The sequence below is a fragment of the Blautia sp. AF19-13LB genome (assembly GCF_003479105.1).
In the GTDB taxonomy this organism is placed as follows: Bacteria; Bacillota; Clostridia; order Lachnospirales; family Lachnospiraceae; genus Fusicatenibacter; species Fusicatenibacter saccharivorans.
The window spans coordinates 1-15,190 of sequence record NZ_QUGO01000001.1; the positions used below are offsets into that span (position 1 = coordinate 1).

Here is a 15,190-nt window from a genome sequence, read left to right on the forward strand (position 1 = left end):
GTCCGGTGTGAAGCGGGGGAAAAGCTGGAGATAACTTCAAAGGCTTACCTATCGCTATTACCGTCCGACCTTGCCACATTCGGCAGCGAAGCGAAGAACCTCTTACAGGACTTGCAGAGCCGGAATGAAAGAATGTTCCTTTTGACGTTCCTTGTGGTGAACATGGCAGATACGAAGCGGAAACTGGAAAATGACGTGTTCGCGGCGGCGGGCATTGCACAGAAGAACAACTGCGCCCTCACCCGCCTTGACTACCAACAGGAAGCGGGGCTTATGTCCTCTGTACCGCTTGGGGAGAACCTTATCCCCATACAGCGGGGGCTTACCACGTCAAGCACAGCTATCTTTATCCCCTTTATCACACAGGAGCTTTTTCAGACAGGCGCGGCGTTGTACTACGGCTTAAATGCCCTGTCTAACAACATGATACTCTGCGACCGCAAGCAGCTAAAAAACCCCAACGGCTTAATCTTGGGGACGCCGGGAAGCGGGAAATCCTTTGCAGCCAAACGGGAAATGGCAAACGCTTTCCTCATTACGGACGACGACATTATCATCTGCGACCCGGAAGCAGAGTATTTTTCCCTTGTGCAGCGGCTTGACGGGCAAGTGATACGCTTGTCGCCTACGGGCAAGGGCATTGACGGGAAGCCCCAGTATGTGAACCCTATGGATATTAACCTCAACTATTCCGAGGACGACAGCCCGCTTGCGCTGAAATCCGACTTTATCCTCTCCCTCTGCGAGCTTGTCATAGGCGGCAAGGAGGGCTTGCAGCCCGTCGATAAGACCGTCATTGACCGCGCTGTTAGGAACGTGTACCGTCCTTTCCTTGCAGACCCCGACCCGGAGAAAATGCCTATCTTGGGCGACCTCTACGACGAGCTTTTGAAGCAGCCGGAACCGGAAGCGGCGCGTATCGCGTCGGCGTTGGAGCTGTATGTTTCCGGGAGCCTTAACGTCTTTAACCACAGGACGAATGTAGAGCTTTCAAACCGCCTTGTCTGCTTTGACATCAAGCAGCTTGGGAAGCAGCTCAAAAAGTTAGGTATGCTCATTGTGCAAGACCAGGTATGGAACCGCGTCACTATCAACCGGGCAGAGAGGAAATCCACCCGCTACTACATGGACGAATTTCATCTTCTCTTGAAAGAGGAACAGACCGCCGCGTACAGCGTGGAGATTTGGAAGCGTTTCCGTAAATGGGGCGGCATACCCACAGCCATTACGCAGAACGTCAAAGATTTGCTTGCTTCCCGCGAAGTGGAGAATATCTTTGAAAACTCTGATTTTGTCCTCATGCTCAATCAGGCGGCGGGCGACCGGGCTATCCTTGCGAAGCAGTTAAACATTTCCCCGCAGCAGATGAAGTATGTCACCCACACCGAAGCGGGCGAGGGGCTTATCTTCTACGGGAACGTGGTGCTGCCCTTTGTAGACCGCTTCCCGAAAGATACCGAGCTTTACCGGGTAATGACGACGAAGCCGGAGGAAGTGGGCGAAGCATGACAGAGCTGAACATAGACACCATTATCAACCGGGACGCGCTCTATGCCTTGCGGGAGCTTCCAGAGGAAAGCGTACACTGTTGCGTCACAAGCCCGCCCTACTACGCACTTAGGGATTACGGGCTTGACGCACAGATTGGGCGGGAGGACACGCCGGAGCAGTACATTGACAGGCTTACCGAAGTTTTCCGCGAAGTGCGCCGGGTACTGCGTACCGACGGTACTTTCTGGCTGAATATCGCGGACACCTACTGCGGCACAGGGAATAAAGGCTACCATGCAGACCCGAAGAACCCCAGAGGGAGGAACGGTCAAGCCGTATCAATCGCAAGACAGGCGGCGGGCTGCAAGCAAAAGGACTTAATCGGTATTCCGTGGCTCTTGGCTTTTGCCCTACGCGCTGACGGGTGGTATTTAAGGAGCGATATTATCTGGCAGAAAGAGAACCCCATGCCGGAGAGCGTGAAAGACCGCCCTACCCGCTGCTATGAACATATCTTTCTGCTTACGAAGTCAAAGAAGTATTTCTATGACGCAGCCGCCATAGCCGAGCCGTTAGCCCCTACAACGGCGGCGCGGTACCGCACCGGGCGCAGCGCGGGACAGAAATATGCGGACGAAGTACCCGGACAGGGGAAAGTACAGGGGCTTAACCGGGCAAGGAGCGGCAGCTACTACGACGAAGCCCTCATGCCGACCATGCGGAACAGGCGGGACGTGTGGCTTATCAATACCGTTCCCTACAAGGGCGGGCATTTCGCCGCGTTCCCGCCGAAGTTAGCCGAAACCTGTATCAAGGCGGGCTGTCCGAAAGGCGGCGTTGTGCTTGACCCCTTTTTCGGCAGCGGCACGACGGGGGCAGCCGCAAAGCAGCTTCACAGGCATTATATAGGCATTGAGATAAACGCCGAATATTGCGCCCTTGCAAGGGCGCGGATTGGAGGGACAGAAAAATAAAACAGTATAAAGCGCGTGAGAAAGTCACGCAGAAAATGACCCGCGAGGGAGCCGTTGAGGTAAACGCCGCCACAGGCAAGAAGAAGCGTATCAGCAACCGCATAAGGGACGCTGACCTTACCAGAAAGGAAGCCGCCCCGCAGCAGCCGGAACAGGCAGCGCAGCCCCTACCGGGCGGCACAGCTCCCGCGCCCACAGCCGACGCGCCGACGCTTCCCCATGCGCCGGGGGCAGAACGGGAACAGGACACCGCCGCAGCCGAGCGCGTCATGGAGCATATCGACGGGGCGCATACCAGAAAGACGAGCAAAAAGGCGGCGAGGAAAGCACAGGCAGAAGCCGAAGCCCGCACCCGTACTTCCCGCTTGCAGTTTACCGAGGAAGAACGGGCAACGCCGGAGCTTGAAAAGTATATCCGAAAATCGGACAAAGCAGCCGACCGTCTGGACGCGGCAAAGGCAGCTATCCCCAAAGAAAAGAAACTTGTGGGGGAGCGCACCTTTGACGAAGCCACCGGGAAAGGCAAGACCCGCCTACGCTTTGAGGAACGGGAAAAGCCCATAGGAAAGAACAAGCCCCACAATAACCCGCTATCCCGCCCCGCACAGGAAGCGGGTATTTTCGTCCACAACAAAATACATTCCGTTGAAAAGGACAATTCCGGCGTTGAGGGGGCGCACAAATCCGAAGAACTGGCAGAACGCGGCGCAAAGTACGGGGCGCGGAAAGTCAAGGAGGGCTACCGCAGCCACAAGCTCAAACCCTACCGGGCGGCAGCAAAGGCAGAGAAAGCGGCGTTCAAGGCGAATGTGGATTTCCAGTACCACAAAGCCCTACATGACAATCCGCAGATTGGGGGCAACCCCCTTTCCCGCTTCATGCAGAAGCAGCAAATCAAGCGGCAGTATGCAAAGGCGGCAAGGAAAAACGGCGCAAAAACGGCACAGAAAGCCGCAGAGAACACCCGCAAGGCAGCGAAGAAAACAGCCGAGGAAACAAAGAAAGCGGCGGCGTTTGTGGCAAGGCACCCGGCGGGCGTTTGTATCGCCGTTGCCGCGCTGCTCTTATTCATTATGATTTCGGCGGGGCTTTCCTCTTGCGGCTCTATGTTCTCCGGCTTGATGAACGGCATTGTCGGGACTTCCTACACGTCGGAGGACAGCGACCTTGTGGCGACGGAGAACAATTACGCCGCAAAGGAAAACGAGCTTCAGCAGCGGATTGACAATATCGAGCGCGACAATCCGGGCTATGACGAATACCGCTATGACCTTGACAGTATCGGGCATAACCCCCATGAATTAGCGTCCTACCTCACCGCGCTTTTCCAGACCTACACCCCGCAGAGCGCACAGGCAGAAATAAACCGCGTCTTTGATATGCAGTACACTTTGACGCTGACGGAAGAAATCGAAGTGCGCCACAGGACGGAAACCCGCACAGGCACACGCACCGTCACCGACCCGGAAACGGGAGAAACCTCTACGGAAACCTACGAATACGAGGTTGACGTTGCCTATAACTATTACATTCTCAACGTGAAGCTGACAAACAAGCCTGTTTCCGAGATTGCGGAGGAACTTCTTACGCCGGAGCAGCTTGAAATGTACCGCGTCTATCTGGAAACAAGCGGCAACAAGCCGCTGATTTTCGGCGGCGGTTCTCCCGATACGGGCGCGTCCGAGGATTTAAGCGGCGTACAGCTTGTGAACGGCACACGCCCCGGCAACACCGCCATTGTAGAGCTTGCGAAGCGGCAGGCCGGAAACGTGGGCGGGCGGCCTTATTGGAGCTGGTACGGCTTCAACAGCCGCGTGGAATGGTGCGCCTGTTTCGTTTCGTGGTGCTACGGACAGGCGGGGCTATCGGAGCCGCGCTTTGCCGGGTGCCAGTCACAGGGCGTACCGTGGTTCCAGTCACGCGGGCAATGGGGTGCGAGGGGCTATGCGAATATCGCCCCCGGCGACGCTATCTTTTTCGACTGGGACGGGGACGGGAGCGCAGACCATGTAGGGCTTGTTATCGGGACTGACGGGGAGCGCGTCTATACCGTCGAGGGCAATTCCGGCGACGCTTGCAAGATAAAGAGCTATCCCGTTGACTATGGCTGTATCAAGGGCTACGGCTTAATGAATTGGAACTAAAAACTGAAAATCTGAAAGGAGAAATTGATTTATGGCTATGAATAAGATTGAACGTATCGACAAGGAGATTGCAAAGACCCGCGAGAAAATCACCGAGTACCAGAATAAATTAAGGGGGCTTGAAGCGCAGAAAACCGAAGCGGAAAATCTGCAAATCGTACAGCTTGTGCGCTCCATGCGCCTTTCCCCGCATGAGCTTTCCGCTATGCTGAAAGACGGCGGTATTCCGGGCATGGAATCCGCGCCGGGCTACCCCGCAGAACCCGCAGACCACGACACCGAAGAAATGGAGGACACCGAGAATGAATAAGAAAATCCTTAGAACCTTGACCGCACTCTGCGCCGCCCTCATGCTGACGGGCGGCTTTTCCGTCACCGCCTTTGCACAGACCCCGGAGGGCGAGGACGCCACCGACGACAGCGGCGTTGTCTATGAGGAACCCCAAAAGGAAGAACCCCTTACCCCGGACGGGAACGCGACCCTTGTAGACGATTTCGGCGGCAACAAGCAGCTTATCACAGTGACGACCAAAAACGGCAATTACTTCTATATCCTCATTGACCGGGACGACGAGGGCGAGAACACCGTACATTTCCTTAATCAAGTGGACGAAGCCGACCTTATGGCACTCATGGAGGACGGAAGCACCGAAACAGCAGCCCCGCCCGCTGTTTGCAGTTGCACCGATAAATGCGAGGCCGGGAAAGTGAATGTGAGCTGCCCCGTCTGCAAGGACAACATGACCGCTTGCAGCGGCAAGGAAGCGGAGCCGGAAACCGAGGAACCGCCGGAGCAGCCCAAAGAGAAAAGCAATACGGGCGGGCTTGTGCTTTTCCTTGTCGTGGCACTTCTTGGCGGCGGGGGCGCACTCTACTATTTTAAGTTTATGAAGCCGAAGCAGAGCGTCAAGGGCGGCACCGACCTTGAAGATTTCAACTTTGACGACTACGACGAGGACGAGCCGGAGCCGGACGACGGGGAGGGCTTGGACGTTCCCGAAGATGAAGAAGCGGAGGACAGGGACGCATGACGCTTTTCACCGAGAACCCTTTAGAAAGAATGATGATACAAAGACCCACCGGGCGGCGTGACAATGCGCCGCCCGTTCCAAAATCCCCGGCGTGTATGCGCTGCCCTTATAAGGCGCAATCCCCCTGTATCGGCTATTGTCTGAAACAGGCACAGGAGAAGAAGCATACCGCGCCGGAACGCTGAAAGGAGGATTTTTTCATGGCACTTAGACTTGTGATTGCAGAAAAGCCGAGCGTGGCGCAGACTATCGCCGCCGCGCTTGGCGTTAAGGGAAAACAGGACGGATATATCGAGGGCGGCGGCTACCTCATTTCATGGTGCGTCGGGCATTTGGTACAGCTTGCGGAAGCCGCCGCCTACGGGGAGCAGTACAGGAAATGGCAGCTTGACAGCTTACCCATTCTGCCGGAGGAATGGCAGTACGCCGTTGACCCGGACAAGGGGAAGCAGTTTGCGACCTTAAAGGAGCTTATGCACCGCACCGACGTTTCGGAAGTGGTGAACGCTTGCGACGCGGGGCGCGAGGGAGAATTGATATTCCGCTTTGTCTACGAAGTGGCGGGCTGCAAGAAGCCCATGCGCCGCTTGTGGATTTCCTCAATGGAGGACGGGGCAATCAAGGCGGGCTTTGCTTCCCTCAAAGACGGGCGGGAATATGACGCGCTCTTTGCGTCTGCCCTCTGCCGCGCAAAGGCTGACTGGCTTATCGGCATTAACGCCACCCGGCTTTTCTCATGCCTGTATGGAAAGACCTTGAACGTGGGGCGCGTCCAGACCCCGACCTTGAAAATGCTCACCGACCGGGACGCGGCTATCTCCCATTTCCAGAAAGAGAAATATTACCATGTGCGTCTTGACTTATCCGGCGCGGAAGCGGCAAGCGAGAGGATTTCCGACAAGGCAGAAGCCGACGCGCTGAAAGGGGCTTGCGAAGCGGGAAAGGCGGTATGCGTTTCCCTCACCAGAGAGAAGAAAACCGCAGCCCCGCCAAAGCTCTTTGACCTTACCTCTTTGCAGCGGGAAGCGAACCGCATTTTCGGCTACACCGCGAAGCAGACCCTTGACCTTGCACAAGCCCTTTATGAAAAGCAGCTGTTGACTTATCCGAGGACGGACAGCAGCTTCCTCACCGACGACATGGGCGATACCGCAGCGGGCATTATCACGCTGCTTTGTGAAAAGCTCCCCTTTATGGCGGGCGTGGGCTTCACACCGGGGATTGCAAAGGTATTAGACAGCAAGAAAGTATCAGACCACCACGCAATCATTCCCACTATGGAGCTTGCAAAGACAGAACTTGCCGCGCTGCCGGAAAGCGAGAGGAATATCCTCACCCTTGCGGGGGCGCGTCTGCTCTCTGCTACCGCCGAGCCACATATCTTTGAAGCGGTTACGGCGGTTTTCTCATGCGCCGGGACAGACTTCACCGCAAGGGGAAAGACCGTACTTTCGGACGGTTGGAAAGAGATTGAACGCAGATACCGGGCGACGCTGAAAAGCAAACCCGACCCGGAGGACGGGGAAAATGAGGGTGTGACGCTGCCGGAGCTTTCCGAGGGACAGAGCTTTGAAAAACCCGCCGCAAAAGTAACGGAGCATACCACAACGCCGCCGAAGCCCCACAGCGAAGCGTCGCTTCTCTCTGCTATGGAACGCGCCGGGAACGGGGACACCGACCCGGACGCGGAACGCCGGGGGCTTGGCACTCCCGCCACCCGCGCCGCAGTCATTGAAAAACTGGTAAAGGGCGGCTTTGCGGAGCGTAAGGGCAAGCAGCTTATCCCCACACAGAACGGAGCCGCCCTTATATCAATCTTGCCGGATATGCTCACTTCCCCGCAGCTTACCGCAGAATGGGAAAGCAATCTGACGCAGATAGCAAAGGGAGCCGCAGACCCCGGAGAATTTCTGTCCGGCATTGAAGCTATGGCGCGGGAGCTTGTGCAGACACACGCCGCAGCACTGGACGGGAAAAAGGATTTATTCAGAGAGGAAAAGCCCTCTATCGGGAAATGCCCCCGTTGCGGTTCCCCCGTTCATGAGGGGAAGAAAAACTACTATTGCAGCAACAGGGAATGTGCCTTTGTCATGTGGAAGAACGACCGTTTCTTTGAGGAACGCAAGACCGCTTTTTCCGCGAAGATTGCCGCCGCGCTCCTTAAATCCGGCAAGGCGAATGTGAAGAAGCTCTATTCCCCGAAAACAGGCAAGACCTACGACGGGACTATCGTTTTAGCTGACACTGGCGGGAAATACGTCAACTACCGTATCGAAGTGCAGAAGAACTAAAAACTGGAATAGCAAGCATAGGAAGCGGGTACCCACTTCCGTAAATCCCCGTTACGACGCTGACGCGCCGGACGGGGATTTTGCTTGTTGGGAAGTTTCCCAAACCCTCTTTTGCGGAGGGCTTCACCCTCTGAAAATCTTCAAAAAACTTTGGCAGAAATGCGGGTGTGCCGTAGTAGGCTATGCAGCCAAAAAATGCAGCTTATGACGCTGCCCCAGAGAAAGGAGGTTTTTCAACTATGGCAAGTTTACGGGACACCGTAAAGGACTATCAGGACGAGCTTAGGGACGGTATCGCATGGGTGGCGTTCTGGAAACAGGGGCGTTCATGGAACGCGGAATATTTTCATCTTGATATGGACGATACGCTCTACCCGGAGGACAGGAGCCGGTTAGAGGAAATCAAAAGCACCGACCCCGCCGCCGTTATCCTTAACGGCTACTATTGCGGGCATTTAGGCGAGGATATGAGCCTTGACGAGCTGACCGCCGGAGTGCGCTACCACTACGAAAACAGCATGAACGATATTGACGGTTTTATCGGGGCGCATGACGACAGGCTTCCCCCGGAGGTTATCGAGGAAGCAAGAGCCACCGCCCATGAAGCGGGGCTTCCCTTTTCCGAAAACCCCTACCGGGACGGGGAGGATTTTAACCCCTATGTATTTGACGGGAGCATGAGCATTGAAGATTTTGAGCTTATGCACCGCATGATGGAACAGGAAAGGAGAGAAAAAATGAGCGAGCAGTTTTCGATTTTGATTGACAGCCGCACCCGCTTTGAAACAGGCGAACCGGGCGGCGTGTGGCTTCCCATGCCGACTACAACGCAGCAGCTTCACGCGGCTATGGAAAGCGTCGGCATTACCGCAGACAACCCACAGGATTTTTTCATCAATGGATTTGCCAACACCGAGCAGCAGCCCTTTGACGTGCCGCTTGCCGTTATCCAGAGCGCGGGGATTGACGAGCTGAACTATCTGGGGAAGCTCTTGGAAATGCAGAGCGACGAGGACAGGGACAAGTTTACGGCGGCGGTGACGCTTGGGGAACGCGCCGGGAACATCAAAGACCTTATCAACCTTGCACAGAACCTTGATTGTTACTGGCTCTATCCTACCGTACAGAGCGAGGAAGATTACGGCTATTACCTTATCGACGAGCTGGACGAATTGGAGCTTCCCGAAGAAGCGAAAAAGTATTTCATGTATGAGGAATACGGGCGGGACGCAGCTATCAATGACGGGGGACGCTTTACCGACCAGGGCTATATCTACAACAACAAGAACACCTTTACGGAGTGGTACAACGGGCGCGAAAGCGATATTCCCAAAGAGTATAAAGTAATGAGCTTCCCACAGGCAGAACGCCCCGACCCGTCAAAGGTAGAAATGGACGCAGCCGCGCCGGGGCAGAGAACGGCACAGTCCGCAGAGCAGCCACAGGAGCCGCGCCCGGTTATCCCTATCGTGCTGACGAGCGAGAAGCCCGCCGAAAAGCTCAAAGAGATTACCGACCGTCTGGAACAGGGCATTACGGAACTCTTTGACAGCGAGCGTTACAAGGAATATCTGCGCGTCATGTCAAAATTCCATAATTACAGCTTCAACAATACGCTGCTTATCGCCATGCAGAAGCCGGACGCTTCCCTTGTGGCGGGCTTTTCCGCTTGGAAGAATAATTTCGGGCGCAACGTGATGAAAGGGCAAAAGGGGATTAAAATCATTGCCCCGTCGCCGTTCAAAATCAGACAGGAAGTGGAGAAGATAGACCCGCACACACAAAAGCCCATTATCGGCAAGGACGGAAAGCCCGTCACCGAGGAAAAGGAAATCAAGATACCCGCCTACAAGGTAGTGTCTGTTTTCGACGTTTCCCAGACCGAGGGAAAGGAGCTGCCGGACATTGCGGTGGACGAGCTGACGGGCGACGTTGACCGCTACAAGGATTTTTTCGCAGCCCTTGAAAAGACTTCCCCCGTCCCTATCGCCTTTGAGAATATCGAGGGCGGCTCTCATGGCTACTACCACTTGGAGGACAAGCGCATTGCTATCAACGAGGGCATGAGCGAATTGCAGACCTTAAAGACCACCATTCACGAAATCGCCCATGCGAAGCTGCACGACATTGACCTCAACGCGCCCAAAGATGAACAGCAGCCCCGCGTTGACCGCCGCACCCGCGAAGTCGAAGCGGAAAGCGTCGCCTATACCGTCTGCCAACATTACGGGCTTGACACGTCGGACTACTCTTTCGGCTACGTCGCCGGGTGGAGCAGCGGGCGGGAGCTGTCCGAACTGAAAAGCTCCCTTGAAACGATACGCAGCGCAGCCGCCGAGATTATCAATTCCATAGACGAAAATCTTGCGGAACTGCAAAAGGCACAGGACAAGGAGCAAACCGCCGGACAGGAGCAGCCCACCAGAGAGGAACAGGCAGCCGCGCCGGAGCAGCCGCAGCCGGAAGCCCCGGAAAAGGCAGATACAGCCGGGAAAGAGAAGCCGGAGCCGGAAGCAGACGCACCGGGGAAATCCGGCGCACAGGAAAAAGCGGACGCAGCCCCGAAAGAAGCCTTTACCCCGGAAACGATTTACAGAGTGCGCCGGAACCCTTACGGCGACAGCCGGGAAAACAGCTACCTCTTGCAAGCCTATGTGACACAGGAGAACGGGCGGGCGAAAATGGGCGACGTTCTTTTCGCCGGAACGCCGGAGAAATGCCGCGAGCTTATGGGGCAGCTCAAAAGCGGGGAGCTGACCGAGGGCGACGTAAAGCAGCTCTACGCAAAGGCACAGGAAACGGCAAAGACCGCCGAGCCGGACAAGGACACCTTTTCCATTTACCAGATAAAAGGCGGGGACGAAACAAGGGACTTGCGCTTTGAGCCTTACGACCGCCTGCAGGCGGCGGGGAATGTGGTTGACAGGGCGAACTATGAGCTTGTCTATTCCGCGCCCCTTGCGCCGGGGACTTCCCTTGAAGATATTTATACCCGTTTCAATATCGACCACCCCAAAGACTTTAAGGGACACAGCCTTTCCGTTTCCGACGTGGTAGTGCTTCATCAGGACGGACAGGACGCGGCGCACTATGTTGACAGCGCGGGTTTCCGGCAAGTGCCGGAGTTTTTACAGGAGCAGAAACAGCTTACCCCGGACGACTTGGAAACGGGCGAAACTGTCAAAACATCGAGAGGGACTTTCCATGTAACCGCCATGAGCCGGGAGCAGATAGAAGCCGCCGGATATGGCTTTCATCATCAATCCGACGACGGAAAGTATCTGATTATGGGGAACGGGACGCGGGCGTTTGCCGTTGCCGCAGAGCAGCCGGAAAAGGCAAACCCTTTGAAGCACGTCGAGGACACCGTAGAGCAGAACGACAACAACTTTGACGGTATCATCAACAACACCCCTACCGTTGACGAACTGGAAGCAAAGGTCAAGGCGGGAGAAACGATTTCCCTTGTTGACCTGGCTAATGCGGTCAAAGCCGACAAGGAGCGCGTCAAGGGAGCGAAGCCGGAAAAGAAGCCCTCTATCCGGGCGCAGCTTAGAGCCGACAAGGAAAAGGCGCAGAAGAAAAACGCAAAGCAGAAGTCACAGGACTTGGAAAGGAGCTGACCCATGCCGGAACAGAGCAGATTTGAAAACGTGGATTTGTTCGCTTCCCTTGAAGCGATTATGAAGCAGAATACAGGCTTTTACCAGAGCGACTTGGAGATTGACAAGGAGATTATCGCAAAGGCGGCGGCAAGCCCCCACAGGGAGGACAAGACCCTTTTGTGGTTCTGCCGCCCGTCCGGGACGCATTGCTTTAGGGAGCGCGACGTTTTCCTAAAGGACACCGCGCCCCACAATACATGGCGTTTCTACATGGAGCAGACAAGCGACCGCGTACTTGCCTATGCAATCGAGCTGACGGGAAAGGAGCGCGGGAAAATCAAGGGCAATCTGTATGAGCTTGACTATTCCCGCCATTATGAGCGCGTCAAGGAAAAGGAGCTGCCCGCCGATACGGTGAAGCTGTTTTATGAGCGTGGGGAAAGGGTACAGAAAGCCGGGAGATATTTTGACGGAACCCCAGACCCGCAGCTTGGGAAGTTTGAACGCTTTGAAGCCGTACCCAACGACCCGGACGCGCTGCAATCGCTCTTACAGGAAGAACGGCGCAGCCGGGAGCAGCTTCCGCCGGGAGATTTCAAGGCGCATATCGCCGCATTGCGGGACGGGCTGATTGAAACGGAAGCGCGGCGCATTGTGTGGGAAATGAAGCGGCACGACACGCCGAACAGCCCAAACAAGACCCATTTCATGGTAGAGCTTTCCCCGGCGTTCATGCAGCTTGCGGCTACAAAGGACACTGACCGTCTTTTCTCCATGCTGCCCTACAAGACCCTTTCCTTTTCCAAAATCGAGGGCAGACATGGGACGTATGCGCTGATTGACAAGAGGGAGAACCGGGACAGGGAGATACGGAAGCCCCGCCCCTCTATCCGGGCGCAGCTTAAAACAGACAAGGCAAAGACCGCCCCGAAAAAGGCGGCGGCAAAGAATAAAAATCACGATTTGGAGGTGTGAACATGACAAAACTGACCGTAGAAGAAACAAACCTTTTGAGCATTTACAAGACCGGGAGCCGACAGGGGCTTATCGTCGCCATGAACGCCGCGCTGCCCTTTATGGACGGGGAAATGCGGGGCTTTGCTGCCCGTACCCTCTCCAAAGTGGAAGCCATGACCGAAGCGGAGTTTGCGGGGCTTCCCATTTACGCCGCTGATGAAGTATGAGCGAGGTCAAGCGGCTGACGCCGCCCCAGAGCCGGAAAGTCAACGCCCTTGTGCGCCGGACGTGCTGCAACTGCGATAATGGAAACTGTATCTTACTGGACGACGGGGACGAGTGCGTATGTCCGCAGCTCATTTCCTATTCGCTTCTCTGCAAGTGGTTTAAGGTTGCGGTGCTTCCCGCTGATAAGCTGCTCTATGCGGAGCTTTACCAAACCGGGGACAGGAAGAAATGTACCGAGTGCGGCACGTCCTTTGCGTCAAGCTCTAACAGCGTCAAATACTGCCCCGACTGCCGGAAGCGTATCACCCGCAGACAGGCCGCCGAGCGCATGAGGAAAAGACGCGCCCCTGTTACGCAGTAGGCGCGGAAAATCCCTTGATTTGCAAGGCTTTCCGGGCGGGAAAATCGGATAGGCGATACTTTATACCTTTTCCCCCGAAAATGGCGTTCTATTGCGTAACATTTACCACAACAGCACCCACAAAAAGACAGGGCGCGGAAGTCATATACTGACTTTCCGCGCCCTGTTCTTTTTATTTCTTTGGCAAACATTTGTATGTATTTGTAATCCAATCATCAAATTTTTGACCCTTTTCAAATTCCATTACATCATACATTTCTGCCGCGATTGTTTTGAACGCTTCCTTGAATAATTGTAAATCTAATTCTTCCATTGATTTTTCACGTTTGATACGTAGAAAAACTTTAGTAAAGTCTTTTGTCTTAAAACCAATATCTTTACGTCCTAAGCGAATAGGATTTCCGCGGTAAGTAATCCCCATAGCTTGTGCTGCTCTAAATGCTTCCTCTTTAACTTTATAAACTTTGTCATGGAGAGCAAGACGAGTAATAACATCTCTTGATTGTTGACAATCATATTGTTTTAGTTCATTCAACGCAGCAAGCCTAATTTTCCATGATGATTTATTGTTTGCGTCTTTGACAAGCTGACTAATATTAGCTGGTGTTCCTTTTGTCATGTACTATCAAATCCTTTCAAAAGTTGTAGATAATTTTATTATACCACATACCGCTTTCTGTTTCTATACGAAAATCATTTTTTGCTTAATCAGTGTTCCATTCCCTTTTCCCGTTCCGGCTGTCTGTCTGCCTGTAAAATGTTGTCAATGTTCTGCTTGATAATGTCATATTCCCGGACTTTCTTTTTCAGCTTCCCATAGTCGGCGTAAAGGGCTTCTTTCTGCGCTTGAAGGGCTTCATACTCCGATTGCAGCGCGGCGAGGTTCGGGAGCTTTGCAATGCCCGTTGCTTTCAATGACCTTGCAGCGGCTTCATGTAAGATAATCGCCTGTTCCTGTCCGGCGCGGTATTTCTCCCTGTTCCTTGCCTTGCGGTATGCGTCATAGACGGGCTTTGTCTTTTGGTAGGTGGAAACATTCTTGATAAGCACCGCCATGTCCGCAAGCCGCTTTTCGGCGTTCTTCAATGCGTCTGCCGCCTGTCCGCTTTCCGCTGCCATTTCCTCAATCCGGCTAACTAAATCCGCGTACTGTTCAATCTTGTTTTCGGTGAGAAAGTTCATAGTCTTTGCCGCCTGTTTCAGATTGTGGATTTTCGCCCACTGTTCATAGCCCTTACTCTGCGCCGCCTTGATACTGTTCTCAATGTCGATAAGCAGCGAAACGCCGCGCTGCTCTCTGGGGGCTTTCGCCGCCTTTGTCCGTCTGCCCGCTATCCGTTCCCTTATGGCTTCCTCTGTATAGTCTGCGCCGAGGGTTTTTAGGCGGGTGAAGCGTTCCTGTCCGGGGGCGCGGCATGATACATATTTCCCCGGCTTTATCTCATAGCCCGCCGCCTGTAACCGCGTTAGCAATTCCTCAAAACTGGAAACTTGGGGGATAAGTGCGTCAACGGCGGTTTTCAGTTTGCCTTTCCAACTTGTACCCGTCTTTTCTGCCTGGTACTCTGCATAGCTCTTTCCCTTGCTGCCCTTGCCGGGGACGACGACGGACAAGCCATTTTCCCGGCACAGCTTGTCGCTCATGTTCCGTATACCGTAATAGCTCCTTTTGTTGGAATTGTATTTGTGGTGGTCTACGAAGTTCACCGCGCAGAAAATAATGTGGTTATGGATATGCCCCTTGTCAATGTGCGTCGTCACAACATACTCATGTTGCCCCTTTGTTACCGCGTCGGCAAGCTGCTTTCCGATTTCATGGGCTTTCTGATAATCCACTTCCCCCGGCTCAAAGGACTGTATCAGATGAAAGGCTAAATTGTTCCCCTTTTGGAGTGCTTGGGACAATGTATATTCAAACTCAATATCTGCCGTTTCATAGGAGCAGCCGAAAGAGGACACAAGCATTTTTCCGTCCGTCTTGTCCGGGTTTTCGATATAGTCAAGGGCTTTGCTTAGAGTGCTTTTAATAGGCTTAATCTTTGTAACCGCCATATCTCCGCAAGCACCCCCTTTATTTCCTCTATGTCCTCTTGGTATGCGTTCCCCGT

General features: G+C 54.3%; 13 protein-coding genes and 1 pseudogene. 11 read left to right on the forward strand and 3 right to left on the reverse strand.

The window, feature by feature from the left end:
* The 11 genes from DWX32_RS00005 to DWX32_RS00055 all read left to right on the forward strand — a co-directional run.
* A partial coding sequence (locus DWX32_RS00005) for a VirB4-like conjugal transfer ATPase, CD1110 family (RefSeq protein WP_199671259.1) occupies positions 1–1,509 on the forward strand: 1,509 nt, incomplete at its 5' end.
* Positions 1,506–2,465, forward strand: a complete 960-nt coding sequence (locus DWX32_RS00010) for a DNA-methyltransferase (RefSeq protein WP_076776098.1) — start codon at positions 1,506–1,508, stop codon at positions 2,463–2,465. The genes DWX32_RS00005 and DWX32_RS00010, both read left to right, overlap by 4 nt.
* Positions 2,466–2,500: 35 nt before the next feature.
* Entirely contained in the window at positions 2,501–4,609 is a 2,109-nt protein-coding gene (locus DWX32_RS00015) for a C40 family peptidase (RefSeq protein ID WP_076776100.1), read from the forward strand.
* 31 nt (positions 4,610–4,640) lie between these two features.
* A complete protein-coding gene (locus DWX32_RS00020; RefSeq protein ID WP_076776103.1) occupies positions 4,641–4,919 on the forward strand; it encodes a DUF4315 family protein in 279 nt (92 codons plus the stop codon).
* Positions 4,912–5,640: a DUF4366 domain-containing protein gene (locus DWX32_RS00025; protein ID WP_076776106.1), complete on the forward strand. Its 729-nt coding sequence runs from the start codon at positions 4,912–4,914 to the stop codon at positions 5,638–5,640. Before DWX32_RS00020 ends, DWX32_RS00025 begins: the two co-directional genes overlap by 8 nt.
* Positions 5,637–5,825 carry a hypothetical protein gene (locus DWX32_RS00030; protein ID WP_076776107.1) on the forward strand — a complete coding sequence of 63 codons (189 nt, stop codon included), beginning with the start codon at positions 5,637–5,639 and terminating at the stop codon, positions 5,823–5,825. Before DWX32_RS00025 ends, DWX32_RS00030 begins: the two co-directional genes overlap by 4 nt.
* Positions 5,826–5,840: 15 nt before the next feature.
* A complete protein-coding gene (locus DWX32_RS00035; RefSeq protein ID WP_118209246.1) occupies positions 5,841–7,931 on the forward strand; it encodes a DNA topoisomerase 3 in 2,091 nt (696 codons plus the stop codon).
* 239 nt (positions 7,932–8,170) lie between these two features.
* A complete protein-coding gene (locus DWX32_RS00040) occupies positions 8,171–11,554 on the forward strand; it encodes a YodL domain-containing protein (RefSeq protein ID WP_118209245.1) in 3,384 nt (1,127 codons plus the stop codon).
* A 3-nt stretch (positions 11,555–11,557) separates the two neighbouring features.
* Entirely contained in the window at positions 11,558–12,511 is a 954-nt protein-coding gene (locus DWX32_RS00045; protein ID WP_009447125.1) for a hypothetical protein, read from the forward strand.
* Between the two features lie 2 nt (positions 12,512–12,513).
* A complete protein-coding gene (locus DWX32_RS00050; protein WP_009447124.1) occupies positions 12,514–12,720 on the forward strand; it encodes a transposon-transfer assisting family protein in 207 nt (68 codons plus the stop codon).
* Positions 12,717–13,082 carry a cysteine-rich VLP domain-containing protein gene (locus DWX32_RS00055; protein WP_009447123.1) on the forward strand — a complete coding sequence of 122 codons (366 nt, stop codon included), beginning with the start codon at positions 12,717–12,719 and terminating at the stop codon, positions 13,080–13,082. Before DWX32_RS00050 ends, DWX32_RS00055 begins: the two co-directional genes overlap by 4 nt.
* 172 nt (positions 13,083–13,254) lie before the next feature.
* Here the strand turns inward: DWX32_RS00055 and DWX32_RS00060 are convergent, their stop codons facing one another.
* The 3 genes and pseudogenes from DWX32_RS00060 to DWX32_RS19990 all read right to left on the reverse strand — a co-directional run.
* Positions 13,255–13,701 carry a HEAT repeat domain-containing protein gene (locus tag DWX32_RS00060; RefSeq protein ID WP_009447122.1) on the reverse strand — a complete coding sequence of 149 codons (447 nt, stop codon included), beginning with the start codon at positions 13,699–13,701 and terminating at the stop codon, positions 13,255–13,257.
* A gap of 89 nt (positions 13,702–13,790) precedes the next feature.
* On the reverse strand, positions 13,791–15,134 hold the full coding sequence (locus tag DWX32_RS00065) for a relaxase/mobilization nuclease domain-containing protein (RefSeq protein ID WP_118209243.1): 1,344 nt from the start codon (positions 15,132–15,134) through the stop codon (positions 13,791–13,793).
* A pseudogene (locus DWX32_RS19990) lies at positions 15,095–15,190 on the reverse strand (plasmid mobilization relaxosome protein MobC); the annotation flags it as partial. The gene DWX32_RS00065 and the pseudogene DWX32_RS19990, both read right to left, overlap by 40 nt.

Coding starts and splice junctions, on each gene's coding strand:
- DWX32_RS00010 (WP_076776098.1), top strand. CDS start 1,506: ATGACAGAGCTGAACATAGACACCATTATCAACCGGGACGCGCTCTAT.
- DWX32_RS00015 (WP_076776100.1), top strand. CDS start 2,501: ATGACCCGCGAGGGAGCCGTTGAGGTAAACGCCGCCACAGGCAAGAAG.
- DWX32_RS00020 (WP_076776103.1), top strand. CDS start 4,641: ATGGCTATGAATAAGATTGAACGTATCGACAAGGAGATTGCAAAGACC.
- DWX32_RS00025 (WP_076776106.1), top strand. CDS start 4,912: ATGAATAAGAAAATCCTTAGAACCTTGACCGCACTCTGCGCCGCCCTC.
- DWX32_RS00030 (WP_076776107.1), top strand. CDS start 5,637: ATGACGCTTTTCACCGAGAACCCTTTAGAAAGAATGATGATACAAAGA.
- DWX32_RS00035 (WP_118209246.1), top strand. CDS start 5,841: ATGGCACTTAGACTTGTGATTGCAGAAAAGCCGAGCGTGGCGCAGACT.
- DWX32_RS00040 (WP_118209245.1), top strand. CDS start 8,171: ATGGCAAGTTTACGGGACACCGTAAAGGACTATCAGGACGAGCTTAGG.
- DWX32_RS00045 (WP_009447125.1), top strand. CDS start 11,558: ATGCCGGAACAGAGCAGATTTGAAAACGTGGATTTGTTCGCTTCCCTT.
- DWX32_RS00050 (WP_009447124.1), top strand. CDS start 12,514: ATGACAAAACTGACCGTAGAAGAAACAAACCTTTTGAGCATTTACAAG.
- DWX32_RS00055 (WP_009447123.1), top strand. CDS start 12,717: ATGAGCGAGGTCAAGCGGCTGACGCCGCCCCAGAGCCGGAAAGTCAAC.
- DWX32_RS00060 (WP_009447122.1), bottom strand. CDS start 13,701: ATGACAAAAGGAACACCAGCTAATATTAGTCAGCTTGTCAAAGACGCA.
- DWX32_RS00065 (WP_118209243.1), bottom strand. CDS start 15,134: ATGGCGGTTACAAAGATTAAGCCTATTAAAAGCACTCTAAGCAAAGCC.